The organism is Kribbella sp. NBC_00889 (assembly GCF_045207705.1).
GTDB lineage: Bacteria > Actinomycetota > Actinomycetes > Propionibacteriales > Kribbellaceae > Kribbella.
This window is the reverse complement of record NZ_CP108783.1, coordinates 8,918,086-8,942,481: the sequence shown is the minus strand read 5'-3', so window position 1 is coordinate 8,942,481 and position 24,396 is coordinate 8,918,086. Positions and strand designations below refer to the sequence as shown.

At 68.6% G+C, this 24,396-nt stretch carries 21 protein-coding genes; 13 read left to right on the top strand and 8 right to left on the bottom strand.

Going from position 1 to position 24,396, the window contains the following annotated elements; translation table 11 throughout:
• Nucleotides 1–28 precede the first annotated feature (28 nt).
• Complete coding sequence (locus OG817_RS44120) at nt 29–1,492, top strand: restriction endonuclease (RefSeq protein WP_406051087.1); 1,464 nt, start codon at nt 29–31, stop codon at nt 1,490–1,492.
• Nucleotides 1,493–1,603: 111 nt separating this feature from the next.
• Here the strand turns inward: OG817_RS44120 and OG817_RS44115 are convergent, their stop codons facing one another.
• A complete protein-coding gene (locus tag OG817_RS44115; RefSeq protein ID WP_406051085.1) occupies nt 1,604–2,536 on the bottom strand; it encodes a DUF6454 family protein in 933 nt (310 codons plus the stop codon).
• A 113-nt stretch (nt 2,537–2,649) separates the two neighbouring features.
• Between OG817_RS44115 and OG817_RS44110 the strand changes: the two genes are divergently transcribed.
• The 4 genes from OG817_RS44110 (at nt 2,650) to OG817_RS44095 (ending at nt 5,862) form a co-directional block, all read left to right on the top strand.
• On the top strand, nt 2,650–3,270 hold the full coding sequence (locus tag OG817_RS44110; protein WP_406051083.1) for an SIMPL domain-containing protein: 621 nt from the start codon (nt 2,650–2,652) through the stop codon (nt 3,268–3,270).
• Nucleotides 3,271–3,385: 115 nt separating this feature from the next.
• Nucleotides 3,386–4,621, top strand: coding sequence for an Nramp family divalent metal transporter (locus OG817_RS44105; RefSeq protein WP_360445145.1), 1,236 nt, complete (start codon nt 3,386–3,388; stop codon nt 4,619–4,621).
• 1 nt (nt 4,622) lies between these two features.
• Nucleotides 4,623–5,423 carry a metallophosphoesterase gene (locus OG817_RS44100; RefSeq protein WP_406051082.1) on the top strand — a complete coding sequence of 267 codons (801 nt, stop codon included), beginning with the start codon at nt 4,623–4,625 and terminating at the stop codon, nt 5,421–5,423.
• A 61-nt stretch (nt 5,424–5,484) separates the two neighbouring features.
• Nucleotides 5,485–5,862 carry a DUF427 domain-containing protein gene (locus tag OG817_RS44095; protein WP_406051080.1) on the top strand — a complete coding sequence of 126 codons (378 nt, stop codon included), beginning with the start codon at nt 5,485–5,487 and terminating at the stop codon, nt 5,860–5,862.
• 37 nt (nt 5,863–5,899) lie between these two features.
• Here the strand turns inward: OG817_RS44095 and OG817_RS44090 are convergent, their stop codons facing one another.
• Nucleotides 5,900–6,670 (bottom strand): alpha/beta fold hydrolase, encoded by a 771-nt coding sequence (locus OG817_RS44090; protein ID WP_406051078.1) that lies wholly within the window; start codon nt 6,668–6,670, stop codon nt 5,900–5,902.
• 107 nt (nt 6,671–6,777) lie between these two features.
• Between OG817_RS44090 and OG817_RS44085 the strand changes: the two genes are divergently transcribed.
• Genes OG817_RS44085 through OG817_RS44075 form a run of 3 tightly spaced genes read left to right on the top strand, consistent with a single transcriptional unit; the run spans nt 6,778 to nt 11,575 of the window.
• Nucleotides 6,778–7,560, top strand: a complete 783-nt coding sequence (locus OG817_RS44085; protein ID WP_406051077.1) for a GNAT family N-acetyltransferase — start codon at nt 6,778–6,780, stop codon at nt 7,558–7,560.
• A 43-nt stretch (nt 7,561–7,603) separates the two neighbouring features.
• The gene (locus OG817_RS44080) at nt 7,604–9,889 is read left to right on the top strand and encodes a helicase-associated domain-containing protein (RefSeq protein WP_406051076.1); all 2,286 of its coding nucleotides are present in this window, start codon (nt 7,604–7,606) and stop codon (nt 9,887–9,889) included.
• A 45-nt stretch (nt 9,890–9,934) separates the two neighbouring features.
• A complete protein-coding gene (locus OG817_RS44075) occupies nt 9,935–11,575 on the top strand; it encodes a DNA repair helicase XPB (RefSeq protein WP_406051075.1) in 1,641 nt (546 codons plus the stop codon).
• A gap of 72 nt (nt 11,576–11,647) precedes the next feature.
• Here OG817_RS44075 and OG817_RS44070 read toward each other — a convergent pair whose 3' ends face one another.
• The 4 genes from OG817_RS44070 to OG817_RS44055 form a co-directional block, all read right to left on the bottom strand.
• Nucleotides 11,648–12,535: a DUF559 domain-containing protein gene (locus OG817_RS44070; RefSeq protein ID WP_406051074.1), complete on the bottom strand. Its 888-nt coding sequence runs from the start codon at nt 12,533–12,535 to the stop codon at nt 11,648–11,650.
• Nucleotides 12,536–12,692: 157 nt separating this feature from the next.
• Nucleotides 12,693–13,403 (bottom strand): FCD domain-containing protein, encoded by a 711-nt coding sequence (locus tag OG817_RS44065; RefSeq protein WP_360444978.1) that lies wholly within the window; start codon nt 13,401–13,403, stop codon nt 12,693–12,695.
• 25 nt (nt 13,404–13,428) lie between these two features.
• On the bottom strand, nt 13,429–14,364 hold the full coding sequence (locus OG817_RS44060) for a dihydrodipicolinate synthase family protein (protein WP_406051072.1): 936 nt from the start codon (nt 14,362–14,364) through the stop codon (nt 13,429–13,431).
• 14 nt (nt 14,365–14,378) lie between these two features.
• Nucleotides 14,379–15,455: an exo-alpha-sialidase gene (locus OG817_RS44055; protein ID WP_406051071.1), complete on the bottom strand. Its 1,077-nt coding sequence runs from the start codon at nt 15,453–15,455 to the stop codon at nt 14,379–14,381.
• 47 nt (nt 15,456–15,502) lie between these two features.
• On the opposite strand from OG817_RS44055, the gene OG817_RS44050 reads away from it, so the two are divergent.
• The 5 genes from OG817_RS44050 (at nt 15,503) to OG817_RS44030 (ending at nt 21,966) form a co-directional block, all read left to right on the top strand.
• On the top strand, nt 15,503–17,125 hold the full coding sequence (locus tag OG817_RS44050) for an ABC transporter substrate-binding protein (protein WP_406051069.1): 1,623 nt from the start codon (nt 15,503–15,505) through the stop codon (nt 17,123–17,125).
• Nucleotides 17,126–18,067 carry an ABC transporter permease gene (locus tag OG817_RS44045; protein WP_406051068.1) on the top strand — a complete coding sequence of 314 codons (942 nt, stop codon included), beginning with the start codon at nt 17,126–17,128 and terminating at the stop codon, nt 18,065–18,067.
• Nucleotides 18,064–18,981 (top strand): carbohydrate ABC transporter permease, encoded by a 918-nt coding sequence (locus tag OG817_RS44040; protein WP_406051067.1) that lies wholly within the window; start codon nt 18,064–18,066, stop codon nt 18,979–18,981. Before OG817_RS44045 ends, OG817_RS44040 begins: the two co-directional genes overlap by 4 nt.
• A 123-nt stretch (nt 18,982–19,104) precedes the next feature.
• Nucleotides 19,105–19,902, top strand: a complete 798-nt coding sequence (locus OG817_RS44035) for a phosphatase PAP2 family protein (protein ID WP_406051066.1) — start codon at nt 19,105–19,107, stop codon at nt 19,900–19,902.
• Between the two features lie 39 nt (nt 19,903–19,941).
• The gene (locus OG817_RS44030; protein ID WP_406051064.1) at nt 19,942–21,966 is read left to right on the top strand and encodes a HelD family protein; all 2,025 of its coding nucleotides are present in this window, start codon (nt 19,942–19,944) and stop codon (nt 21,964–21,966) included.
• Here the strand turns inward: OG817_RS44030 and OG817_RS44025 are convergent.
• Both OG817_RS44025 and OG817_RS44020 read right to left on the bottom strand, forming a co-directional pair.
• Nucleotides 21,943–23,358: a hypothetical protein gene (locus tag OG817_RS44025; protein ID WP_406051062.1), complete on the bottom strand. Its 1,416-nt coding sequence runs from the start codon at nt 23,356–23,358 to the stop codon at nt 21,943–21,945. The two genes, OG817_RS44030 and OG817_RS44025, sit on opposite strands and share 24 nt — an antisense overlap.
• Nucleotides 23,355–24,377, bottom strand: a complete 1,023-nt coding sequence (locus OG817_RS44020; protein WP_406051060.1) for a hypothetical protein — start codon at nt 24,375–24,377, stop codon at nt 23,355–23,357. Before OG817_RS44020 ends, OG817_RS44025 begins: the two co-directional genes overlap by 4 nt.
• Between the last annotated feature and the right edge of the window lie 19 nt (nt 24,378–24,396).

The following is a 24,396-nucleotide window of genomic DNA, read 5'->3' as shown; positions in this document are numbered from 1 at the left end:
TTACATTAGAACTGAGAGGTGTGAGGCGATGGGCCGAACCGTTGAAGGTCACGCCCGCAGCGACCGGCCACCTGGGCGTACCGCCGAGGCGGCTCAACGTACCGCTGCGGTGGAGGAACGCGTCCGGATGCTCGGCGAGATCCTGTCCGATGCCCTCGCGATCGATGTCCACGGCACCGACCTGCAGGCCCTGAAGCGGGCACCCCGGCGGGCACCGCCGACCGCGTCGCCGAGCGATCTCGAGCCCCATCCCGGGCCGGTCTGGGACGCGTTCGTGGCGCACCCGCCGGGCCGTTTCCGTTGGTGGGGGGCCGAACGCCGGTACAACCGCCGGCTGGCGTGCGCCGAGGATCGCTTCGCCGAGGCGATCGAACGGCACCGGGCGTTCGAGGAGAGTCGCCGGGAGCGGGTGGCTCGGGCGCTGCGGGACCAGGTCGAGCAACAGCGCCGGCTCGACGAGGCGACCGCGGAGCAACATGCGCGGGTCGACGCGTACCAGCGGGCGGTGGAGAACCGGGACCGGGCGGCGGTCGGCCGGTACTTCCGGAAGGCGCTGGAACGGGTGGCGGAGCCGCTCGACTTCCCCCGCCGTCGACGGGTCGGGTACGTGCCCGAGTCGACGTTGCTCGCGGTCGAGTGGGATCTGCCGGACGTGAGCGCCGTACCAGCTGAGGCGTCGTACCGGTATGACCGTTCGCTCGACGCGGTGCTGGCGGTGCCGCGGCCGGCTGCCGAACTGCGCCGGCTGTATCAGCAACTCGTTGCACAGTTGGCCTTGCGGGCGTTGCACCTGATCTTCGGGAGCGACCGGTACGGCGTGGTGGACACGGTGGTGTTCAACGGGATGGTCGAATCCGTGGATTTGCCGACCGGGCAGACCGTGCGGCCGTGCCTGATCACGCTGCGGGCGACGCGGGAGCAGTTCAAGGCGCTGGTGCTGGACCAACTGGATCCGGTCGCGTGTGTGCGGCATTACTTCTCGGCGGAGGTGTCGCGGCACCCCGAGGAGCTGCAGCCGGTGGAGCCGGTCCTCGAGTTCGACCTGGCGGATCCGCGGACGATCGAGGCGGTCGACGTGATCAGCGAGATCGACAGCCGGCCGAACCTGCTGGAGCTGAGCCCGGAGTCGTTCGAGCACCTGGTGCAGAACTTGCTCACCCGGATGGGCCTGGAGACCAGGCTGTTCCGCCGCGGCACCGACGGCGGGATCGACTGCGTCGCCTACGATCCCCGCCCGATCACCGGCGGGAAGTTCGTCGTCCAGGCCAAGCTCTGGACCCGCACTGTCCCACCGTCGGCCGTCCGCGACCTCTTCGGCACCGTCCTCGACGCCGGCGCCACGAAGGGCATCCTCATCACCACCAGCGGCTTCGGCCCCACCAGCTACCAGTTCGCCACCGGCAAACCCCTCCAACTCATCGACGGCACAGCCCTCCTATCCCTCTGCCACCACCACAACATCCCCGCCCGAATAATCCGCCGCGCCAGCTGAGACGAGACACGTACCGACGAACGGGTAGTACTCAGTCTCCGGCCGCCTCATGGTTGCCCGCTGGGCGTGAGGAAGGCAGGCGCCGCGGAGTACTACCCGTTCTTCGGAACATCAAAGGGCTGATTCGTAGATCTGGATCTCGGTGCCGCCGGGGTTTTCGCCGTCGTCGGGGGCGGTGAGGAGGCGGAGTTTGTCCTTGGTGGTTTCCAGGGCTACGGGGTTGCGGGTGGCGGAGTGGCCGGTGGTCGGGGAGAAGGCGGGGAAGGGGATCTCGTGGAGGATGCGGTTGGTGCGGAGGTCCAGGAGGGCCAGGCCGCCCAGGTCGTAGGTGGTGTTCGCTGGGCCGGGGAGGGTGGTGACGCCGCCGCAGAGTTGTTTGCCGCGCGCCACGTAGTCGCAGTCCTGGTAGTCGAGGATGTGACTCTCGTTGGGTACGGCGTCCAGGCGGCGGCCGGTGGTGGTCCACTCGTAGAGGGTCCGTGAACCCCAGCTGACCCCGTGGACCAGACCGGTGGTGCGGTCACGGACGACACCGCCGACGTGGTCGTTCGCCCGGAAGCGCTCAGTCACCCGGTACGTCCGCGGATCGACGGTGTAGATGATCGCCCGCGAGTCCGGGCGGTACTCCGCCGCCGGCACCCACAGGTTCTGCCCGTCGTAGTCGATCCCGCCCGGGTGGTACGCCGTACCTTCGCCGAGGCGGATGTCCCTCTTCAGGTTGCCCTGCCGGTCGATCACGAACAGGTGCCCGATCCCCTTGCCCGGGCTGCGGTCGTACCCGTCCACCGGCTCCGGGTACTTCACCGGCGCCTCCAGCACCTCCACGCTGGTCATGAAGATCAGGTCACCCACCAGCGCGAAACCCTGCGGGTGGTACGTCGGGAACTTCAGCGGCACTCGCGCCACCTGGGTCCACGCCGTACTGCGCGTGGTCGCCTCGAAGGCCCGGGCGACGCCGGAGTCCTTCCCGGACGCGTCGGCGGTGGTCAGTCCGGTGAGCAGGACACCGGCGAGAGTTGTAGAGATGAGGATCCGGCTGCGCATCAATGTCTCCTTGGGCGTGAAGTCGATGGTGCAGTGTGCCGCGGCTGGGTGACGGCGCGGCCGACACCAGATGATCAGACTCCGATGACCGAGGGAAGTGTCAGACTGCGCTCATGGACACTGGGGTGAGTGTGGTCGGGTCGGGCCAGGTGGGTGCGGCGCCGGATGTACTGCGGGTGTCGTTCAGCGTGGAGCATGTCGCGCCGGACGTGGCCGCCGCGGTCTCGCAGGTGGCTCAGCGGACGGATGCGGTCACCGCAGCGCTGCGCGACCAGGGGGTCGACGCCGACGACATCTCCACCACCACGGTCAGCGTCTACCAGGAGTACCGCGAGCCCGGCACGTCGCCGGCGTACCGCGGCTCGCACACCCTGACCGTGACGACGAAGGAGCTGACCGGGTTCGGGCGGCTGCTCGACGCCGCAGTGGGTGCCGCTGGCAACAGCCTCGGGCTGCAGGCGCTGCAGTTCGACATCGAGGACAAGACCGAGCTGCTCACCCGCGCCCGCGAGCTCGCCTTCCGCCAGGCCCGGGACAAGGCGCAGGAACTCGCCGCCCTGGCCGGCTACTCCCTCGGCTCCGTCACCTCGATCTCCGAGACCAACCGCCACTTCCCGATGGCGGAGTCCATGCCACTGGGCGGCGCGGCAGCGAAGTTCGACGCGTCTCTCAACATCACGCCCGGCGAACACACCGTCCAGGTCGCCCTGGAAGTCCACTTCTCCTGGGCCTGAACTCACGCGGTGAGCAAGGTCCTCGAGCTGTAACTTCTGTCTCACAGCGTGTTCGCTCTGTCTCAAAGCGAGATCAGGGGTATGCGCTGTTGGTGCTGTCATGGAAACTTCTTCCATGTACGCACCGGCACCGCTGCGGCGGCAGTTGAACCGGTCCGGGCTTCTCCTGCTCGGACCGGCGTTCGTTGCGGCGGTCGCCTATGTCGATCCCGGGAACTTCGCGACCAACATCGCGGCCGGCGCGACGTACGGCTATCTGCTGTGCTGGGTCGTGGTCGGGGCGAACCTGATGGCTGTGCTCGTGCAGTATCTGGCGGCGAAGGCGAGTATCGCGACCGGCCGGACGCTGCCGCAGTTGTGCCGTGACCATTTCAAGCGGTCGACGTCGACCGGTTTGTGGTTCCAGGCCGAACTGGTCGCGATCGCGACCGACCTGGCCGAGGTGGTCGGCGGCGCGATCGCGCTGAATCTGCTGTTCGGGATCCCGCTGTTGCTCGGTGGTGCCATCACCGGCGCGGTGTCGTTCGGGCTGCTGGTCTATCAGTCGAAGCGTGGGCAGCGGCCGTTCGAGGCCGCGATCATCGGGCTTCTCGCCGTGGTCCTGGTCGGATTCGTCGTCTCCACGGTCCAATCCGAGCCGTCCGCGGCCGGAGTCGTGGGCGGGCTGGTGCCGCGGCTCGACGGGACCGAGTCCCTCGTCCTGGCCGCCGGCATGCTCGGCGCGACCGTGATGCCGCATGCGATCTGGCTGCACGGCGCCCTGGTCACCGACCGCCATTGGAAGACGATCCGGTCAGCCGCCGGCAAGTCCCGGGTATTGCGAGCCACCCGGATCGACGTGGCCGTCGCGATGGCTCTGGCCGGCGCGGTCAACCTCGCCATGGTCGTCGTGGCCGCCGCAGCACTGAGCGGCACCGGCGCGGACTCGCTGGACGCCGCCCACGCCGCCATCGGCGACCGTCTGGGCCAGCTCCCCGCGCTGCTGTTCGCGCTCGCCCTGCTGGCCAGTGGATTCGCGTCCTCCTCGGTCGGCACCTATGCCGGCTCGGTCATCCTCGAAGGCTTCTGGCACCGCCACGTCCCGCTGGCGGTCCGCCGGCTCGTCACCCTGATTCCGGCCTTGCTGATTCTTGCGATCGGCATCGACCCGAGCCGCGCCCTGGTCGTGTCCCAGGTCGTGCTCAGCTTCGGCATCCCCTGCGCCCTGTGGCCTCTGGTCCGATTGACCGCCTCCCGGCGCGTCATGGGTGACTTCACCAACCGGTGGGCGACTACCCTCCTGGCATGCCTGGTCGCCACCGCTGTCTCCGTCCTCAACGTCGTACTGATCGTGCTCACCGTCCGGGGATGACATGACGGCGGTGTATGCCGTCAGCGACATCCACGGTCATCCGGAGAAGCTGACGGCATCGCTGCAGGAGGCCGGGCTGACGGATGCCGACGGCAACTGGTCGGGCCAGGACGCGCGGCTGTGGTTCCTCGGCGACTTCTTCGACCGCGGCCCGGACGGGATCGGCGTACTGCGTTATGTCCGCGGGCTGATCGAGCAGGCGCCGGACGGAGCGATCCGGATGCTGCTCGGCAACCACGAGATCCTCGCGCTCGGGATGCACAAGTTCGGCGACGAGTTCGTGCCGCACGACGGGATCACCACCCGCAGCTTCGAGCGGTCGTGGGCGCTGAACGGCGGGCAGGACCGCGACCAGGAACTGCTCACCGAGGACGACGTCGCCTGGCTACTCGAGCAGCCGATGCTCGCGCTGGACGCCGGGCACCTGCTGATGCACTCGGACACCGCGGAGTACGTCGAGTGGGGCGACAGCATCGACCAGATCAACGAAGCGGCCCGGGCCGAACTGCACACCGACGGCATCGTCGTGTGGTGGGAGATCTGGCGCCGGATGACGTCGCGGTACGCGTTCCGCGGCGCGAGCGGTGGCGAGGTCGCGACCATCCTGCTGCATCATCTCGGCGGCCACCGCATCGTGCACGGCCACAGCATCGTGGCCGACCAACTCGGCATCGACCCGGCCAACCTGACCGGCCCCAACCTGTACGCCGACGGCCTCGTCCTCGGCATCGACGGCGGCGCCTTCGACGGCGGCCCGTGCCTGGTCGTCCAGCTCGAGGAACTGGCGCCCGCGCGGGAATGACCGTCGGCGGTTCCTGGTTGTTGAAAAGTTGACGGTTGAGGTCAACTCTCTGGGAGCTGAGATGGCGGAGAAGACAGTGAAGATTCCTGGTCCGGACCACCCGATCACGGTCGGGAAGAACCCCGATCGGGTCGTGGTCAGGCTCGGTGACCAGGTGATCGCGGACACCCGGGAGGCGCTGTCGCTGCAGGAGGCGAGCTATCCCGCGGTGCAGTACATCCCGCGCGAGGACGTCGACTTCGGGCTGCTGGAGCGCACCGACCACGCGACGTACTGCCCGTACAAGGGTGACGCGTCGTACTACAGTGTTCTCCCCGCCGGGGCGGACGGGGTGAACGCGGTGTGGACCTACGAGCAGCCGTACGACGCGGTCGCGGACATCCGCGAGTACGTCGCGTTCTACCCGAACAAGGTCTCGATCGAGATCGTCGCCGACTGAGTCACCGACCGAGTCACCGACCGAGTGACCGACTGAGTCACCGGCTGAGGAAGTCTCGCAGGACCGGGGCGAGGAGCTCCGGCGGTACGACGTGGTCCTGGTCGGCGAGCTCGGTCAGCCGGGCCGCGGGCAGGATGCCGACGATCCGGTGGGCCGCGTCGACCATGAACGGCGGCGACGCGGTCCCGGCGACGACCAGGGCCGGCTGCGTGATCTTCCGGAGTACGTGGACCGGCGTACGGCCGCCGGGTGCGCCGTGGTCCATCACGGCGAAGTCGTAGGCGAGCGTCGGCGCGACCTCTGCCATGCCCGGGAAGGCCGCGGTTTCGATGGCGGCCTCCTTCGGCATGCCCGCCATCATGAGGAACAGCTCGACCGCCTCCTGCCCACGGTCCTCGCGGATCAGCTCGAGCACCCGACCGCCGTCCTCGCTCGAGTCGACGTCATCGGGCCCGTACGGCGGCTCGTGCAACACGACCTTCGTGAACGGCAGTCCGGTGCTCGCCGCGATCGCGGCCAGCCCGGCTCCCGACGAGTGCCCGTAGACAGCCGCCGTACCGCCGACCGCCGTCAGCAACGCCCCGAGGTCGTCCACCTCGCGCTGCACGGAGTACGGCGTACCGTCGCCGCTGTCGCCGCGCCCCCGCCGGTCGTAGGTCACCACGTCGAAGTCAGCGGCCAACTCCACCGCCAACGGCTTGAGCGCGTTCCGGTCGCAGAGGGCACCGCCGACCAGAATGACCCGCGGCCCACTCCCCATCCGCTCGTAGGCGATCGCCGTACCGTCCGCCGAGCTCACTTTCTGCATGCCACGTCCTCCCTCGATATCACTGACACTCAGAACGTCGGAGCCGGCCCCTGCGGTTCGACATAATCCCTGGCGCTCGATCCGGCCTGGTGATTCACTGCGTCGCGATGATCACAAGAGTCGACGACTACCTCCACGCGGCCCCGCTGTCCGGTGCGATCCCCGAGCAGGTCGGGCCGTTCACCCTCTTCCGCAGTACGACGGCGTGGCCGTACTACGCCCGTCCGGTACCGGGCTCGTCGACGGTGGTCGAACCGGCGGACATCGACGTACTGCGGGCGCGGTGTGCCGAGCTCGAGATCCCGCTGAGTCTCGAGTGGGTCGTGGAGACCTGTCCGTCGCTCGGCCCAGCGGCGGCCGCGGCCGGACTGACCGTGGTCGAGCACCCACTGCTCGTGCTCGAACGCGACGAGTTCCGTCCGGTGTCCGCGGATGCCCGCTGCGAGATCCTGTCCGCGGACGACGCCGTACTGCGGCAGGCCGCGGCGGTCGCGTCGCTCGCGTTCCACGACCCGGGTACGGCGATCGGCGCGGGCGGACCGGCGGAACGGGACGCCAAGGCGACCGACGTACCGGACGAGCGGATCAAGGCAGTCGTCGCGCGGGTCGCCCAGGGCATCTCCGTGAGCGCCGGGGCGTTCACCGACGTCGGCATGGTCGCCAGCGGACAGCACCAGCCGGTGGGCACGACGACGGAGATCGTCGGTGTGGGCACGCTGCCGTCGATGCGTCGCCGCGGACTGGCCGCGGCCGTCACTTCCACGCTCGCCGAGGACGCATTCGCGCACGGTGTCGACCTGATCCTGCTGTCGGCCGCGGACGACGCGGTCGCGGCGGTCTACGAACGCCTCGGCTTCCACCGCATCGGCAGGGCCGGGGCCGCGGAGTGACACGGTTCGTCGTGGGTAGGGCTGGGGCCGTACCGTTGTAGGGATGAGCACATCCGAGCGGAATCGCCCACGCACCCTCGCCGAGGCGCTGCGTACCTGGGACGACGCCGCCCTCGGTCTTCTGCTCCAGCGTCGCCCGGACCTGGCGATGCCGATCCCCGCGGACACCGGCCAACTGGCGGCCCGGGCCACGACGAACGCGTCGGCTGCGCGGGCGATCAACCGGCTCGACGAGTTCGGTGTCGATCTGCTGGAGTCCCTGTCGGCGCTGCCTGAGCCGGTGGACCTGGCCGCGCTGGCGACCGGCGTGGCGCAGCCCGTCGAGGTGGTCCAGCCTCGGGTGGACGAGCTGCTGAAGCTCGCGTTGGTGTGGGGCTCGGAGGACGACCTGCGTCCGATCCGTGCCGTCCACGAACTGCTCGGCCCGACCCCGGCCGGGCTCGGACCGGTCACCACGAGGCATTTCGGCGATCTGGACCAGCTGATCGAGGACGCCGGACCTGATGCGCGTGAGGTGCTCGCGAAACTGACGTGGGGTCCACCGACCGGGTCGGTGGAGAAGGCTGAGCGTCCGGTGACGATCGCCTCCGCTCGTACGCCGGTCGAGCGGTTGCTGGCGCGCGGCCTCGTCGTACCGAAGGATGCGAACACGGTCGTGCTGCCGCGGCAGATCGGACTGCACCTGCGGGGTGGGCGAGTGCTGGCGTCGACTCGGCCGACACCGCCGCCGCTCGACGGCAAGACGGTGTCTGCGTCGATCGCGGACCGGGCGGCTGCTGGTGCGGCGCTCGACCTTGTCCGGCAGGTGGATCGCGCTCTGGAGCAGCTGGGGACCGAACCACCTCCGGTGCTGCGGACCGGTGGCATCGGAGTGCGTGAGCTGCGCAGTCTGGCCGGGAAGATCGGCGCGGAGGAGCAGACGACCGCTGCGGTGCTGGAGTTCGCGTATGCCGCCGGACTGGTTGCTGCGGCCGAGATCGGGACGAGTGAGTTCTGGCTGCCGACCAGTGCGTACGACGACTGGCTGGACCTGGACCTCGCGCATCGGTGGGCTCAGCTGGTGTCGGCGTGGTTCAGCGGGATGCGGGCGATCGGACTGATCGGCCGACGCGACAGTGGTGGTGCGACGGCCGCTGCGCGCGAGCGACTGATCAACGCGCTCGCACCCGATCTGGAGCGGTTGCTGGCGCCTGAGGTCCGGGTGCTGACAGTGCAGGCGTTATCGAAGGCTGACGCTGGTACGGCGCCTGCCCCCGAGTCAGTGGTCACCTGGGTGGCGTGGCATCGACCACGACGTGGCGGGCAGTTCCGCGACGATCTGGTCGAGTGGACGATCACTGAGGCCGCACTGCTCGGTCTGACCGGTCTTGGCGCATTGGCCCAGCATGCGCGGCCGCTGCTCGACGCTGAGCCGACGGTGGACGACCTTGCTGAGGCAATCAGCCCGCTGGTGCCGGAGCCGGTGTCAGAGGTGTTGCTGCAGGCCGACCTGACCGCGGTCGCACCCGGTCCGCTGGTGCGGGTCGTGCAGGACGAGCTGTCCGCCATGGCTGACGTCGAGTCGCATGGCGGAGCGGCGGTCTACCGGTTCAGCGAGGCTTCGGTACGGCGTGCGTTCGACCTCGGGCGGACTGCCGACCAGCTGCACAAGTGGCTGGCCGAGCACTCACGTACGCCGGTGCCTCAGCCGCTGACGTACCTGATCGATGACGTTGCCCGGCGGCACGGCGTACTCCGGCTTGGTACGGCGTCGACGTACCTGCGGTGTGATGACGAGACTGTGCTGACGCAGCTGCTCAGCTCCAACCTGCCGGGTCTTCGGTTCCGGCGGTTGGCGCCGACCGTGGTGGTGTCGCCGTCACCACCGGACATGGTGCTGAGCCGGCTGCGTGAGGCGGGGCTGGCACCGCTGGCGGAGACGTTCGACGGGGTCGTCCATGTCACCAGTGGCGGGACCCGTCGCGGTGACACGCCACGTCGCCGTTCCAGCCGGGACTTCGCCGACAGCGCGGTCGACCTCACCGACGAGCAGGTCAAGGCGGTGATCGAGAAGGTCCGCGCCGGCGACCGCATCGCCGCCGAACGCCCCGCCGACGAGGGTCTGATCGAGGCGACCGCCCCGGCCGAGACCATCGCCGTACTGACCAACGCGGCCGAGTCCCACACCCGCACCTGGATCTCGTACGTCGACCACAACGGCACCGCCTCCGAACGCATCGTCGAACCCGTCCGGGTCGCCGACGGCTGGCTCACCGCCTACGAAGACACCACCGACCACCCCCGCACCTACGCCCTCCACCGCATCTCCACCGCTCGGGCCGTTGATTGACCCCTGAGGCACAATGGAAGGTCGGACACGTGAATGGGAGATGCAGTGACAGACGGTCCTCTGATTGTGCAGTCCGACAAGACCCTTTTGCTGGAGACTGCGCATCCGGACGCTAACGACTGCCGGAAGGCTATTGCGCCGTTCTCCGAGTTGGAGCGGGCGCCGGAGCATGTGCACACCTATCGGCTGACGCCGCTGGGGTTGTGGAACGCTCGGGCGGCCGGGCACGACGCCGAGCAGGTGATCGACGTACTGCTGCGGTACAGCCGCTACCCCGTCCCGCACTCGCTGCTGGTGGACATCGCGGAAACGCTGGACCGGTACGGGCGACTGCGGCTGGAGAAGCATCCGCAGCACGGACTGGTGCTGGTGACGACCGACCGGCCGGTGCTGGAGGAGGTGCTCCGCAGCGCCAAGGTCAAGCCGATGCTGGGCGACCGCATCGACGACGACACCGTCCTCGTGCACCCGTCGGAGCGCGGTCACCTCAAGCAGACGCTGCTCAAGCTCGGCTGGCCGGCCGAGGACCTCGCCGGGTACGTCGACGGCGAGACGCACAAGATCGAACTGGTCCGTGAGGGCTGGGACATGCGCCCGTACCAGCAGCAGGCGGTCGACTCGTTCTGGCACGGCGGCTCCGGCGTCGTCGTACTCCCCTGTGGCGCCGGCAAGACGATCGTCGGCGCGGCCGCGATGGCGCAGGCGTCCGCGACCACGCTGATCCTGGTCACCAACACGGTGTCCGCGCGGCAGTGGAAGGACGAGCTGATGCGCCGCACCAGCCTGACCGAGGACGAGATCGGCGAGTACTCCGGTGCCCGCAAGGAGATCCGCCCGGTCACCATCGCGACGTACCAGGTGATGACGACGCGCCGGAAGGGCGTGTACTCGCACCTGGAACTGTTCGACGCGCGCGACTGGGGCCTGATCGTGTACGACGAGGTGCACCTGCTGCCGGCGCCGATCTTCCGGATGACCGCGGACCTGCAGACGCGGCGGCGGATCGGCCTGACCGCGACGCTGGTCCGCGAGGACGGCCGCGAGGGCGATGTGTTCTCGCTGATCGGCCCGAAGCGGTACGACGCGCCGTGGAAGGACATCGAGGCGCAGGGCTGGATCGCGCCGGCCGACTGCGTCGAGGTGCGGGTGGATCTGGAGCAGACCGAGCGGTTCGTGTACGCGACCGCCGAGCCGGAGGACCGCTACCGGCTGGCTGCGTCGACCCCGGCGAAATCCCGGCTGGTACGGCGGATCGCCGAGCACCACTCCGATGAGCCGCTGCTGGTGATCGGGCAGTACATCGACCAGCTGGACGAGCTCGGTGAGCGGTTGGAGTGCCCGGTGATCAAGGGCGAGACGACGGTCCGGGAACGGCAGCGGCTGTTCGACGCGTTCCGCAAGGGCGAGATCAAGCGCCTGGTGGTCAGCAAGGTCGCCAACTTCTCCATCGACCTGCCCGAGGCGTCCGTCGCGATCCAGGTCTCCGGCACCTTCGGCTCCCGCCAGGAAGAGGCCCAGCGCCTCGGCCGGGTCCTCCGCCCCAAGGGCGACGGCCGCACCGCCCGCTTCTACTCCATCGTCGCCCGAGACACCGTAGACGCCGAGTTCGCCGCCCACCGCCAGCGCTTCCTCGCCGAACAGGGCTACGCCTACACGATCGTCGACGCCGAAAACCTCTTCGCCTGAGGACGCTGTGCAGCTCGACAGGAGGTGTCCGCTCAATTCTTCGACCGAGCGGGTCCGACGAGCGTCACCAGTTCACACCGCCGGTGACACCTCCTGTCCGTTTGCACCGCACCGCTGCGCCAACGCGGCGCGGATCGTGGCGACAACCCACGCTGGGTCTCCGATGATCTGCTCGTAGGTGAGGCGGAGCACCAACCACCCGGCTGCCACCAGCTCGTCGTACCGGTGGCAGTCGGCGGCGAAATCCCGTCGGGACCCATGGAACTCGAAGCCGTCCGCCTCAAGTGCCACCCGGGCCAGGCGATGCCCTAGGTCGACCCGGGCCCGGAACCATCCGTTGGTCACCAGGACCTGCGGCTCGAAACCGTCGATGCCCTCGATGATGAGCAGCGCCCTCAGTATGGACTCCAGGATGCTGCCGGACAGACTGGTCGCCGCGACCGCCATCCGGCGAGCGTTCGGGCAGCCCGGCCCGCGCATCGCGACGGTGGCGGCGAGGAGTTCCTCCTGGCTCAGGCGCCCGGTGGCGAGAGCCGCGTCCGCAACGGCGAGTGCTTCGGCGAACGGCAGGACCCGGGCGCAGTCGACCACCGTCCGAAGCAATGAGGTCGTCCGATTCCGCCGCTCGTCCGCATCGAACGCCGCCCAGTGCAGAACGGCCGGTGGCCCCGGACGCGGACGCCGGTTGGGCGGAACGGTGACATGCGGCTTCTCCGGCGCCACCAGGAGCGGAAGCTGCCAGGCTGTCGCGGCACTCAGATACGAGCGCACGCCGTGATACGCGAGCGCGGCCGCCAGGTCCGCCGGCAGCCCTGGCACGGCGTAGATGCCCTGCGCGATCCGTTGCACCTCACCACGCTCGAGCGCTGCCGTGACAGCCCGGCGAGATGTCACAGCCGACAACTCGGAGCCGGTGGCCCACCCGCCGAGGCGCGCAAGGACTTCACCGGGCGATTCCATCCCGGGATGATGCCCGAACTCGCCCAGACCGTGCCGTGAGTTATCCACAACGGACAGCTCGACAGGAGGTGTCACCGTCCAGCGCACCAACGCACGCTCAGCCCCACCCGCTGCGGGCCTGTCAGCAGAAGACACGTCCTGTCGAGCTGTACGTCGCCTAGTCCTCCAGGCGGGTGTGGATGCCGTTGAAGTGTTTCTTCATGGAGCGGGCGAAGGCTTCGGGGTCTCCGGTTCGCAAGGTGTTGAGGAGATCGCGGTGCCAGGCGGCCGCGTCGGCGGGGGTGTAGCGGGCCCCGGGGAGGCGGGCGTCCACCTGGGCGAAGGTGCGCCAGAAGACTGACAGCAGATCGATGACGAGGGCGTTCCCGAGCGGTTCGTACAACGCTTGGTGGAAGGCCCAGTCCTCGTCCGGGAAGTACTCGCCGGACTGAGCCTTGGCCTCCATCCGTCCCACGATCGGCTCGAGGTCGTCGTAGCCGTGGGCGCTGAAGTGGGCGACCACGTCGTCGGCCATACCGACCTCGATGGCCTGGCGGACCTCCAGCACGTTCTGTACGTCGCGCAGGTCGCCGGCCATCGACTGCGACATCCGGAACGCGAGCCCGTCCTCCAGCGACTGAAGTGACACCTCGCCGACGTACGTCCCGTAGCCGTGCCGAATCTCGATGATCCCGACCGCCTGCAGTGCCTTCATCGCCTCGCGCAACGGGTGCCGGCCGACACCGAGCTGAGCCATCAGCTCCTGCTCGTTGGGTAGCGGGTCACCCGCCTTCAGCCCGCGTTCCAGGATGTACGACTTCATCTGGTCGCGAATGAAGGACTGATTCCCCGCCGCACCGCGTGCCCGGCTGAGCCCACCCGTTGTCACTGCCGGCCTCCTCGTCTAGGACGGATCAGTGTAATCCGGCACGGTCCAGAAGGGGGCGGATCGCGGCGATCTCCTCGTCGTTCAGCGGGATCGAGGGGAAGGCGGTCAGCGGGCAGTCGATCACCCCGAGCAGGTACAGCCCCGCCTTGAACGCACCGAGCGCGGCCGAGCTCGCACCCATCCGCGAACGGTCCGCCACGGTGATGATCTCGAACAACCGGAACAGCCGGTCCTGCTCCGCCCGAGCCGTCGCCGCGTCACCCGCGGACGCCGCGTCGAACAACCGCACGTACCCGGACGGATCCACATTCCCCAGCCCCGGTACGACGCCATCGACGCCGAACGCCAACGCGGAGTCGACCGTCAGCTCGGACCCGGTCATGATCGCGAACCCGGTCAGCCCTGCGTCCCGCCGGTCCAGCACCAACTGCCGCAGGCTCGTCTCCTGGCCACTGGAATCCTTCACTCCGGCGATGATCCCGCGCTCTCCCAACGAGATCATCAACGATGCGGGCAGCTTCGTCCCGACCCGCGGCGGGATGTCGTACGCGTACATCGGGACGTCCCCGGCGATCGTCGCCAGCCGCGTGAAGTGCTGCTCGATCTCGGCCGGATGCGTGGCGGCGTAGAACGGCGCCGTCGCGACTATGGCATCGACGCCGGCCTTCAACGCCGCGGACAGATGCGCACCGGCTCGGGCGGTCGAGGTGTCGATGACGCCGGCCAGCACCGGCACCTGCCCGGCTACCTCCGCCACGGTGGTCTCGAGGACCACCTGCCGCTGCTCATCGGTCAGGAACGTTCCTTCACCAGAGGTACCGAGCACGAACACCCCGTCCACACCCCCGGTCAGCTGGTACTGGATCAACCGGGCCAGCGAGGCCGTGTCGACGTCGTACTCGGGGGTGAACGGCGTGACGAGCGGCGGTACGACGCCGGTCAATTGGGCGGAGTCGGTCAAGGGGTCTCCCAACGTCAGAGGGCGAATGTGGCGAAGCGCAGGGTCGCGAACGACGAGCTCTCACCGGCTTCGTAGAAAATGCCGACCGCGCCGTCGGGCAGCAGCACGAGATCGGAGTACCCGGCCATGCCCGGATGCACGACCACCGCAGGGCGCCACGACTGACCGGAGTCCGCACTGACGAAGACGGTCAGCTCCCGGCGGCTCGACGGGTTCACCGGCGTCGACATCAGCAGCCGGCCGTCGGGCAAGGTGAGGACGCTCCCCTGGATCCCCGGCGCCGTGACTTCCGGGATCCCGGCGTACGGCGCATCGAGCGTCGTACCGCCATCGGACGACCACGCGTGGACGCGGGCCGGGCCTGTGCCCTGGTGGTTGCGCGCGTTGAAGTACAACCGGCCGTCGGGCAGTTCGGCGACGGCCGTCTCGTTCGCGTTGATCTCCGGTCCGTCGTTTCGATCCACGAATCCAACCGACCAGGTGTGCCCACCGTCGTCGCTGACGATGCAGTGCCCGCCGTTCAGCCGGATCAGATCGTCGACAGGTTCCGCAGGCACGAAGGAGTGATTGGCCGGTGCGACGAGTCGGCCGTTGGTCAGCGCGATCGCGTGGCACGGACCGGTCGCGTACCAGCCCCAGTCGGACGGCTTGACCTGGGAGGTGATCTCCTCGGTCGGACTCCAGGTCGCGCCGTCGTCCGCGGACCGTTGCACGAACACGCGCCGGCCGGACTCCGGATCGGTGCCGCGGGCAAGCGACATCTCGACCGCGTCGGCGCCGTTCTGCACCGTGACCAGCACGATGTCGCCGCTGGCCGGGTCGATCACCGGCGCCGGGTTGCCGCACGTCTTGCCGGGCACCGCCGAGACGACCTGCGGGGGCAGCCAGGTCCGCCCGCCGTCGAGTGAGCGGCGCAGCACGACTTCGATCTCGCCCGCGTCGCCGGATCCGTGCAGCCGTCCCTCGCAGAAGGCGAGCACCAACTCGCCCCGCGCCAGGACCGACGGGATCCGGAACGTGTGGTAGCCGCTGCCCGCGGGGTGGAAGACGACCGTAGGAGCGATTTCCAGCGCGCCGACTCTTGAAGACATAGGACGTACTATGTCATGGTGTGGCCCTCCGATGGAAGTGAGGCCTCATGCCAGTCAGCAGAAGAAGATTCCTCGGCGGTGGTCTGGCCGCCGCCGCTGTCGCGGTCACCGGTACGCCGCTGCTGGCGGGGTGCGCGTCGGACAAGAAGGGCACCGCCGCCGCCAACCTGGCGGTGAAACTGCCGACCTACACCAGGTACGGCGAGATCAAGCCCGACCTGCCCGGCACCGACGTCGTCCTGGACGGCTTCCTGAAGTACCCGGCCAACCCGGTCAAGGCGATCGGCGAGGCGCCGGGTGACGGCAAGCCGATCACGTTCCTGACCAACATCCCGGGCGCGATCCCGCCGTCGGTGGACAAGAACGAGTTCTGGCAGAAGCTGAACGAACGACTCGGCTCCGAACTGCAGATCAGCATGGCGTCGAACGACGAGTACAAGGACAAGTTCGCGACCCGGATCGCCGGCGGCGACCTGCCCGACATCATCAACATCCCGGTGGACACCGTGCAGATCCCCGGCCTGGTAAAGGCCAAGTGTATGGATCTGACCGAGCAGTTGTCCGGGGACGCGGTCAACAAGTACCCGTTCCTGGCCAACATCCCGACCGAGTACTGGAAGGGCTGCGTCTTCAACGGCGCCATCTACGGCGTCCCGGTGCCGCGCGGCATGTCGCGGACGTCGCTGCCGCTGTACCGCGCGGACCTCCTCGCCGCCAAGGGGATCAAGGATCCGGCGCCGAAGAACTTCCAGGAGTTCTTCGACCTGGCCAAGGAGCTGACCAAGGCCAAGCAGAACAAGTGGGCCTGGACCCGGGTACCGCTGTCGACCATCCGGCAGATGCTCGCGATCCCGAACGTCTGGAAGGAGACCGGCGGCAAGTTCACGTCGATGTACGAGCACGAGGCGCAACTCGACGCACTCGAGGCCGGCCGCAAGATGGTCGCGTCCGGCGTGATCAACCCGGACGCGTTCAACGACAAGGCCAGCGCCCGCAAGCAGTGGTTCAACGGCGGCATCGCCGCCTTCGACTACGACAGCTTCGTCGCGTGGAACCAGTACTACTCCGACAACACCGCCGGGCCCGCGTTCGCGGTGAACATGCTCGACGTCCCCGGCTTCGACGGCGGCGACGGCGCGCCCTGGATGGGTGCGGCGCTGAACAACGTCACGTCGTTCAGCAAGAACAGCAAGCACTCGGCCGACACGCTGCTGAAGATCGCGAACTGGATGGCCGCGCCGTTCGGCACCGAGGAGTATCTGTTCCGCAAGTACGGCGTCGCCGGCCGGCACTACACCTTGCAGGGCACCGACCCGGTGCCGACGAAGGTCGGCGTGGTCGAGACCGGCATCGGTGTGCAGTACATCAGCGACTCCGCCCTGGCGCTGTACTGGGCCGGCAAGCCCGACGTACCGCAGAACCAGCACAAGATCCAGACGAAGGTCGCCTCGCGGCTCACGTACGACGCGTCGTACGGGCTGTACTCCGACACCCAGTCGAAGAAGCAGACGCAGCTCGCGAAGACGATGACCGACCTGGAGAACCAGATCGTGCAGGGCAAGAAACCGGTGTCGGACTGGACCGCGGCCGTGCAGACCTGGAAGTCCGCGGGTGGCGACCAGATGCGCAGCGAACTCGAGCGGGCCCACACCGAGGCGGCAGGGAAGTAGATGCTCCAGCGCTCCGCACCGCGATCACAACAGCTAAGTCTGGGGCGCCGGCTGCTCCGGGACCGGGTGCTGCTGCTGTTCGCACTGCCCGGGATCGCGCTGATCATCGCGTTCCACTACCTGCCGTTGCTCGGCAACGTGATCGCGTTCAAGGACTACCAGCCGTTCCTCGGCATCGGTGGCAGCGACTGGTCCGGCTGGGCGAACTTCGCGGTGATCTTCAACGGCGACCCGGCGTTCCTGCGGGCGCTGAAGAACACGCTGATCCTGACCTGCCTGCAGTCGGTCTTCGTGTTCCCGGCCCCGATCCTGCTCGCCCTGCTGCTGAACTCACTGTTCTCCGAGCGGATCAAGCGGATCGCGCAGAGCATCCTCTACCTGCCGCACTTCATGTCGTGGGTGATCGTGGTCGCGCTGTTCCAGCAGATGCTCGGGGGCAGCGGGCTGCTGAACAACTACCTGCGATCACACGACCTGGGCACGCTGAACATCATCGGGAACTCGGAGTTGTTCCATGTCCTGCTCACCTCGCAGATCATCTGGAAGGACACCGGTTGGGCCACGATCCTGTTCCTGGCCGCGTTGTCCCAGATCGACTCGCAGCTGTACGAGGCGGCCAGCGTGGACGGCGCGAGCCGGATGAAACAGATGTGGCACGTCACCCTGCCGGGGCTGCGCGGGATCATCATCCTGCTGTTCATCCTGCGGCTCGGTGACTCGCTGACGGTCGGCTTCGAGCAGATCATCCTGCAGCAGCAAGCGGTCGGCCGGGATGTCAGCGAGGTCCTCGACACGTACGTCTACAACAACGGCGTACTCGGTGGTGCCTGGGGCGTGGCGGCCGCGGTCGGTCTGGTCAAGGGCCTGGTCGGCGTCGCCCTGGTGCTGGCCGCGAACAAGGTGGCCCACATCTTCGGGGAGCAGGGGGTGTACAGCCGATGACGCAAACGATCGTTACCCGAAGCAGCGCACCCCGGAAGATCGTGCAGGGCGTGCCGATGCCGTCCTGGCCGATGCGGGTGTTCAAGGGCCTGGTCCTGCTGGTGTTCTGCGCGGTGGTGATCCTCCCGTTCGTCGGGGTGATCTCGACCAGCGTCGCTCCGAACAAGCAGATCAACGAGTCCGGCGGCCTGGTGTTGTTCCCCGACTCGGTCAACTTCGGCGCCTACGAGTCGCTGTTCGCCGGCGGCGTGGTGACCCAGGCGCTGTTCATCAGTGTCTTCGTCACCGTGGTCGGCACGCTACTCAGCCTGACCGTGTCGTGTCTGCTCGCCTACGCGTTGTCCCGGCCGGGGTTCGCGGCCGGGCGGCCGATCCTGCTGGTGGTCCTGTTCAGCATGCTGTTCTCCCCCGGCATCATCCCGACGTACCTCGTGGTCAAAGGCGCCGGGCTGCTGGACAGCATCTGGGCCCTGATCGTGCCGACGATGGTGAGCGCGTTCAACGTGATCGTGCTGCGTGCGTTCTTCATGAACCTGCCGAACGAGATCACCGAGAGCGCCCGGATCGACGGTGCGGGTGAGCTCAAGACCTTCGTCCACATCGTGCTGCCGCTGTCCAAGGCGGTGCTGTCAGTGATCGGGTTGTTCTACGCCGTGGCGTACTGGAACGCGTTCTTCTCCGCGCTGCTGTACCTGAACGACAGCAAGCTGTGGCCATTGCAACTGGTGCTGCGGACGTACGTGATCAACGACACCCAACTGGGTAGTGCGGAACTCGGTACCGAACTGCTCCCACCGCAGGCGTCGATCCAGATGGCGATCCTGGTCGTCTCGATCGTGCCGATCCTGATCATCTACCCGTTCCTGCAGCGGCACTTCGCGAAGGGCGTGCTGACCGGCGCTGTCAAAGGATGATCGCAACGGCGTGACGGATGCGTCACGAACGGTCGCCCTGAGCATGACCAGGGGTTGCCCAGGGCAAACGCCAGGGTTACGCCTGGGCCAATCCTGAGCAGACGGCAGGTACCGTCGACAGGTATGGGGACGCAGGCGCTGGAGCGGGTGGGACTGGGTGGGGAGAACGACAACCGGCGATCGGGGACGGGCCCGGTCGTCTGGCGGGTGGTACGCGAAGCAGTCCTGTTGGCGACCTTGTTTCTCGTCTACAGCGCCGGACGCCAGATCGCGGCCAAACACACCGGCTCCGCGTTCGACCATGCACACGACGTACTCGCCATCCAGAACTGGCTGCACCTGCCGAACGAGGCCTCGATCCAGCACGCGGCGCTGAAGCTTCCGCACCTGGTCGAGGGCGCGAATCTGTACTACGCGTCCGTGCACGCACCACTGACGGCCGCCGTACTGCTCTGGCTGAGCATCTGGCGGCCGAAGGCGTACTCACACGTCCGCTGGACGATCGTCGCCCTGACCGGCCTCGCGCTGGCCGGGCACATCATCTTCCCGCTGGCACCGCCGCGGATGATGCCCGGGTTCGTCGACACCGGGCTCGCGTTCGGTCAGTCCGTGTACGGCGTGGAGCGGTCCGGCGGGATGGCGAACCAGTTCGCCGCGATGCCGAGCCTGCATGTCGGGTGGGCCGCACTGATCGCGCTCTCGATGATCCTGATCACCCGGACGAAGTGGCGCTGGCTCTGGCTCGCGCACCCGATCATCACGTTCGCGGTGGTCGTGGTGACCGCGAACCACTACTGGCTGGACGGCATCGTCGTCCTGCTCCTGCTCGCCGTCGCACTGCCGCTGCTGCTCCGCCCCGGGCTGCACGACGACAAGCCGAGGGCGCGTAATTCGGTTCCCCCACGGCGGGTGCTCAAGTAACGTGGCTGGGCTTCCCCCACCCTTTGCCGGAGGTTCCGCATGCCCCCCGATTCGTCCGACACCCTCCAGGCCGAGAAGGACTACCTGAAGTCCTCGCGCGCCGCGCTCGCGGTGATGCGGGAGAAGACCGGCGCGCTGGAGATCCACAGCGCGGACCGGGTCAACGAGGAGTTCCTGAAGGCCGCGATCTGGCGGCGGATGAAGGAACTGGAGGACGACCCGGAGGTGCCGCTGTTCTTCGGCCGGCTGGACTACCTGGAGCCGACCGACGAGACGTTCCACATCGGCCGCCGGCACGTGAACGACGACTTGGGCGAGCCGCTGGTGGTGGACTGGCGGGCGGACATCTCGGTGCCGTTCTACCGGGCCAGCAAGACCGAGCCGATGGGGGTCGGCATCCGGCGGCGGTTCGGCTTCACGCACGGCGAGATGACCGCGTTCGAGGACGAGGACCTGACCTCCAGCGCGGCCGCCGAGCAGCACAGCAACATCCTGGACGCCGAGATCGAGCGCCCGCGCTCCGGCCCGATGCGCGACATCGTGGCCACGATCCAGCCGGAGCAGGACGTGATCGTCCGGGCCGGGGTCGAGGACACCATCTGCGTCCAGGGAGCGCCCGGGACCGGGAAGACCGCGGTCGGGCTGCACCGGGCGGCGTACCTGCTCTATGCGTACCGCGATCAGCTCAGCCGGTCCGGTGTGCTCGTGGTCGGGCCGAACGCGAGCTTCCTGCGGTACATCGGCGACGTACTGCCCGCACTGGGCGAGATCGAGGCGAAGCAGACCACCGTCGAGGAGCTGGTCGGACGGGTGCGCGTGGCCGGGCCGGGTCCCGCGGCGGTCGACGTACTCAAGGGCGATGTGCGGATGGCGGAGGTGCTGCACCGGGCGGTGTGGTCGCAGGTGCAGCTGCCGAAGGAGGCGCTGGTCGTGCCGCGGGGCGCACACCGCTGGCGGGTGGCGACGTACCAGGCGGAGGAGTTGGTCAACGAGCTCCGGACGCGCGGAGTCCGGTACGGCGCAGGCCGGGCGATGCTGCCGCAGCGGCTGGCCCACGCCGTGCTGCTGCGGATGGAGGCGGCGGGCGACTCCCCGGACGACCGGGTGCAGGACGCGGTCGCGCGCAGCCGTCCGGTCAAGCAGTACGCCGAGGCACTCTGGCCGGCTGTGGACCCAGCCAAGCTGCTCTTCCGGCTCTTCACCGACCCGGCATTGCTGGCCGAGCACTCCGACGGCATCCTGACTCCGGAGGAGCAGGAGCTGCTCCTCTGGGAGAAGGCACCGCGCTCGGCCGGTGCGGCGAAGTGGTCGGTGGCGGACGCCACTCTGATCGACGAGGTGGCCGATCTGGTCGACCGTACGCCGTCACTCGGCCATGTGGTGCTGGACGAGGCGCAGGACCTGTCGGCGATGCAACTGCGGGCCGTCGGGCGTCGCTGCTCGACCGGCTCGATGACTGTCCTCGGCGACATCGCGCAGGGCACCACTCCGTGGGCCACACCGTCTTGGGACGAGGCACTGAAGCACCTGGGCAAGTCCGGCGCCCACACCGAGGAACTGACCGCCGGCTTCCGTGTCCCCGGTCAGGTGATCGAGTACGCCGCCCGCCTGCTCCCGTCGATCGCTCCGCACCTCACACCGCCGACAGCCGTACGACGTGCACGTGGTGAGCTCACCATCACGCGCGTGCAGGACAGTCTCGCCGCAGCCATGGACACAGTCGGCGAAGTGTCGGCCCGGCTCGGTTCGATCGGTCTGATCGTGCCGGACGCGCTGGTGCCGGCCACCCGCAAGGCCCTGCTGGCTTTGCAGGTCCCGTTCTCCGTGCTCGGCGACGAGGACGATGCCGACGCGCATCTGGACGTCGTACCGGCGTCACTGGCCAAGGGTCTCGAGTTCGACCACGTGGTCCTGGTCGAACCGGCCGGCATCGTTGCCGGCGAGGCCGACGAGCGCACCGGCCTGCGCCGCCTCTACGTATGCCTCACCCGTGCGGTCACGTCGTTGGCCGTATTGCACAGCCAGGACATGCCGGCTGTCCTAGAAACCGCGGGAGCCGCCTGAGCGCCTCGACGAGCGCCGGGAGGACCCGCCACCGCTCGAGCGTGTGCGGGACGACCAGGAGCTGCGCCGACCGCTACTGGAACCGCTGGACCAGCTGTCGCTGTCCGAAGAGCCCGAGGACGCCGACCAGGTGCTGACTGAGCTCCCGACGTCGGAGCTCCATCGGCCCAGTCGAGCACCGGGACGACGAGAGCGCCAGCGAGCCCGCATCCGGTCCCTCGTCCGGCGAGCGTCGTCGTCGGGGAACCACCACTGACGCTCGTCACCCTGCGACCAGTAGCCGTCGATGTACGCCGACATCTTCTCCCCGACCATCCAGTACGGCCGCAGGTTGCCACTCCACTGCTCGACCATCCGGACCTGCGGCTCCTGCCCGGCCACGGCCCGCTCCTTGCAGGCCGCACAGACCTGGACCTCGCGGACCGCTCCACGCTCCGGCTGCCACTCGACGGACACCGTACTCGGACCGTGCCGCGGGTCGAAGAAGCAGGGCGGCGTCGGCTCCGGGATCGGCTTGCCCGCGCGCACCGCGTCCAGACACACCAGTCCGTACCGCGCCGAGCCGAGCAGCGTCGTCACGGCCTGGACATCGTCATCGCCCTCGGCGTCGTCCAGCCGGTGCCGCGCCTTCTCGACCGCGTCCAGCACATCCTTGGACAGCTTGGACTGCTGCGGATCGGCCGTGGTCGGCAGGTCGGACACCTGCTGCGACAGAGCGATGATCTCCTCGTTCAGCAGCGGCTTGGTGAGCTCCAGGTGCTCTTTCTCGTCCTTGCGGCGAGCCCTGCGAGCCCCGAGCGCCGACAGACCCCACCAGAGCCCGGCCAGTCCGGCCGCTCCACCGGCGTACGGCGCAGCGTCGATGTAGAACGGCTTGTCGACCTGCTGAGCCCGCTCGATGAACTTGGCCAGCATGTCCTCGTAGTCCGGCGCACAGCAGTCCACCGCTTGGTTCACGGCGTCTTCCACGTGGTACGTCGGCCCATGGTCAGCCCGCTGTACGGCGTGGAACCCGCGGCCGTCGGACTCCGACGACGCATCGACCAGGACGGCGTACACACCCTCGACACCGACGCGGTCGTACAGCTGGTCCGCGATCTCCTCGCCCTCCCAGGCCAGGTTCAAGGAGAAGCCGCTCTCCGAGATGTTGATCTTGTCCGCCGGGATGACAGCGATCCGGATCGGCGCCGCGGCACTCTTGGCCACCGCGTCGAGCTGCGACACCTCGGCCGGCGACAGTTCCTTCACGTCCGGGTCGACCCAGATGCCGGCGTCGCCGAGGTGACCGGCCACGGTGCTCATGTATCCGTCAGGGTCCTCGGCCGCGTGCGCGGGCAGCGCCGGCAGGACCGAGGCCGCGACCAGCGCGAACGCTCCCAGCAGACGTTTCATCGCGCTCCTCCCGAGAGGCGGTTCCGGCAGGCGGCGCAGACCGGGACCTCGCGGGACCGGCCACCAGGTGGCTTGTACATCCAGTCCGTCACAGAGATTCCGTGACCTGGGTCGAAGAAGCAGAGTGCTCGCCAGGGCGGCGCGATCTTCCCCGCGATCCGCGCTTGTGCACACGCCAGCCGCCAGCGGCCGTAGCCGACCGTGGCACGCACCCCACGCAGCTGTTCGTCGTCGGGCTTGCCGTCGACCACGCGACCGGCAGCGGCGTACGCGTCCATCGCGGCCTGCACGTCTGCCGTGGTCGCCGTGCCGTCTCCATGGGCATCCAGACGCACGTCCGCCGCATCCAGTTCCTCCCCGAAGCGCGTGACGTCCTCCCGGGCCAGCCGCCTGCGCTCCTCCACCGTGTCCGCCTCGTCCGGGAGGACGTCGTACGACGGCCGGTACAGCGCGGGGCCTTCGTCCTTGCCCGGCCGGGACCTCCACCAGCGCAGTGCGAAGCCACCGGCGATCAGTACGACGAGGACGATCACCGACGGCCAGAGCCAGCCGGGCGGACCACTCGGCGCCTTGGGTGCGCCGAGCTGGTCCAGCACTCCGTTGAGCGTGCCGACCGGATCGGACCGGCTGTGCTTGCCCAGTTCGTCGGTCAGGATGCTCGCGATCGGGGTGTCGACGCCGACCGCGCTCCCCCAGGTGATCAGCCCGCCGAACACGATCACGTAGATCCCGTCCGCCGACTGCTTGTCGACGACCGAGTCCAGGAACGCCTGGGCCGAGTCCTGCTTGTCCCGTCGGCCGTCGTTGAGCGCCTCCGCCGGGAGCACGGCGATCCGGATGGCCGGGCTGTGGTCCTTGACCCGCTCGGCCAGCTTCGCGGCCTCCTCGTCCGGGACCAGTGCGCGCTGCGACGAATCGACGTACACGGGTGACGTCCGCCAGCCTTCGACGACCGCTGCGGGGTCACTGGAGCCCGACACTGTAGACGTGAGCAGCAGGAGGGCGGCCAGAAAACGCATGGCCGCTATCCTGCTCTAT

Coding starts and splice junctions, on each gene's coding strand:
- OG817_RS44120 (WP_406051087.1), top strand. CDS start 29: ATGGGCCGAACCGTTGAAGGTCACGCCCGCAGCGACCGGCCACCTGGG.
- OG817_RS44115 (WP_406051085.1), bottom strand. CDS start 2,536: ATGCGCAGCCGGATCCTCATCTCTACAACTCTCGCCGGTGTCCTGCTC.
- OG817_RS44110 (WP_406051083.1), top strand. CDS start 2,650: ATGGACACTGGGGTGAGTGTGGTCGGGTCGGGCCAGGTGGGTGCGGCG.
- OG817_RS44105 (WP_360445145.1), top strand. CDS start 3,386: ATGTACGCACCGGCACCGCTGCGGCGGCAGTTGAACCGGTCCGGGCTT.
- OG817_RS44100 (WP_406051082.1), top strand. CDS start 4,623: ATGACGGCGGTGTATGCCGTCAGCGACATCCACGGTCATCCGGAGAAG.
- OG817_RS44095 (WP_406051080.1), top strand. CDS start 5,485: ATGGCGGAGAAGACAGTGAAGATTCCTGGTCCGGACCACCCGATCACG.
- OG817_RS44090 (WP_406051078.1), bottom strand. CDS start 6,670: ATGCAGAAAGTGAGCTCGGCGGACGGTACGGCGATCGCCTACGAGCGG.
- OG817_RS44085 (WP_406051077.1), top strand. CDS start 6,778: ATGATCACAAGAGTCGACGACTACCTCCACGCGGCCCCGCTGTCCGGT.
- OG817_RS44080 (WP_406051076.1), top strand. CDS start 7,604: ATGAGCACATCCGAGCGGAATCGCCCACGCACCCTCGCCGAGGCGCTG.
- OG817_RS44070 (WP_406051074.1), bottom strand. CDS start 12,535: ATGGAATCGCCCGGTGAAGTCCTTGCGCGCCTCGGCGGGTGGGCCACC.
- OG817_RS44055 (WP_406051071.1), bottom strand. CDS start 15,455: ATGTCTTCAAGAGTCGGCGCGCTGGAAATCGCTCCTACGGTCGTCTTC.
- OG817_RS44050 (WP_406051069.1), top strand. CDS start 15,503: ATGCCAGTCAGCAGAAGAAGATTCCTCGGCGGTGGTCTGGCCGCCGCC.
- OG817_RS44045 (WP_406051068.1), top strand. CDS start 17,126: ATGCTCCAGCGCTCCGCACCGCGATCACAACAGCTAAGTCTGGGGCGC.
- OG817_RS44040 (WP_406051067.1), top strand. CDS start 18,064: ATGACGCAAACGATCGTTACCCGAAGCAGCGCACCCCGGAAGATCGTG.
- OG817_RS44035 (WP_406051066.1), top strand. CDS start 19,105: ATGGGGACGCAGGCGCTGGAGCGGGTGGGACTGGGTGGGGAGAACGAC.
- OG817_RS44030 (WP_406051064.1), top strand. CDS start 19,942: ATGCCCCCCGATTCGTCCGACACCCTCCAGGCCGAGAAGGACTACCTG.
- OG817_RS44025 (WP_406051062.1), bottom strand. CDS start 23,358: ATGAAACGTCTGCTGGGAGCGTTCGCGCTGGTCGCGGCCTCGGTCCTG.
- OG817_RS44020 (WP_406051060.1), bottom strand. CDS start 24,377: ATGCGTTTTCTGGCCGCCCTCCTGCTGCTCACGTCTACAGTGTCGGGC.